The sequence below is a fragment of the Aerococcus sp. L_32 genome (assembly GCF_050689315.1).
On sequence record NZ_JBOEQF010000455.1, the window covers coordinates 1 to 1496 of the forward strand.

The 1496-nt window shown below is 38.9% G+C and carries 1 protein-coding gene; it reads left to right on the forward strand.

What is annotated here, in order from left to right; genetic code table 11:
- The first annotated feature begins 268 nt into the window (after positions 1 to 268).
- Positions 269 to 1099, forward strand: a complete 831-nt coding sequence (licT, locus tag ACRCJ0_RS13855) for a BglG family transcription antiterminator LicT (RefSeq protein ID WP_431390811.1) — start codon at positions 269 to 271, stop codon at positions 1097 to 1099.
- The last annotated feature ends 397 nt before the right edge of the window (positions 1100 to 1496 follow it).

Below are 1496 nucleotides of genomic sequence, written 5' to 3' on the forward strand. Positions count from 1 at the left end.
GTGGAAGGACGTTTTCATAAGAAACCAAAGTCCCATCTACATCTAGAAAAATATATTTACTTGTCATAAATCATGCTCCTTTTTCGATTATGCGTAATTGATTGTTAATAATAAAGCGTTTTCAAAATTTATAACCATATGATAGCCGAAAACATTCATCTAAGTCAAATTGTATGGTTCTAATTATTTGATTCAGTAAAGGTTGAAAAAGAAACCGGTAACATGATATATTACTCTACATAAGAGAAAGATGTTTGGGGGTGGCAGCGTGCAAATTGTTCGGATATTCAATAACAATGCGGTACTAGCGCTTGATGAAGAGGACGATGAAGTGGTCGTAATGGGTAAAGGTCTAGGTTTTAGTCAACATGTGGGCAACGTGGTGGATGAAAGTAAGATTGAAAAGATTTTCAAAGAAAACGCGGTGGATATATCGGTTGAGGAATTATTTGTGACCTTGTCCACCCCTGAAATCGATAGTCTGCTAGCCATTATAGACCTAGCCACGACTAGTCTTGACGAGAAATACCAGGCCAATTTGTACATCACCTTGGCGGACCATATTCATTTTGCCTTGGAACGGTTTGAAAAAGGGCTCGTTATCACGAATCCACTGGCTTGGAATATTCGACGGTTATTTCCGGATGAGTATCATATTGGTTTTAAAGCGCTAGATATTATCCAAGCCAATCTTGGCATCAGGTTGCCGGATGATGAGGCCTCGTCAATTGCCTTGCATCTGGTGAACGCCCGGATGAACCAGGGTGAGATGAGTCAGACGATGGAAGTTGTGAAAATTGTCCGGGGGATTTTAGAAGTAGTAACTCTCTTTTTCGGTCAGAAATTTGATCCCGAATCTATTGCCTATAACCGGTTTATGACCCACTTGCAGTACTTTGCCTTGCGGGTGATTCAAGGGGAAGCGCAGAATGGGTCAGGTCAGTTTCTCTATGACCAGGTTAAGGAAAATTATCCTAAAGCTATGGCTTGTGCAGAGAAAATCGATGACTACATTTACCATCAGTACGCCTACCGAATTACAGCGGAAGAAAAATCTTACTTGGCTATTCATGTAAACCGGCTGATTGAGTCTAATTAATAATTGAAAAAGGGCAAACAAGCCCAATACAATGATCTCATCTTTTGAAACATATCGTCTAGTATCATGATAGGCGGATGCTTTCAAGAGTTGAGATGATTTTATTTTTCAGACATTATGACTAAATACTTTACAATAAAAACAAAAAAGTTGACAGGACGCCTTAAAAACAATAGAATTCTCATCATAATGTAATATATATTTAATTTAAAAAAGCTATGAAGAGAAGAGTAACTGAATTATTTTCTGATGCAGAGAACCCTTGGATGGTGAAATAGGGACTGAAAATATAAGTGAAGATGAGCTCTGAGCAACTAAGCGGTTAACGTTGCTTGGTCGGTCGCAACCGTTATATTGCCGGGTTCTATTTGGAACCCTGGAGGTGCTATATTCATAG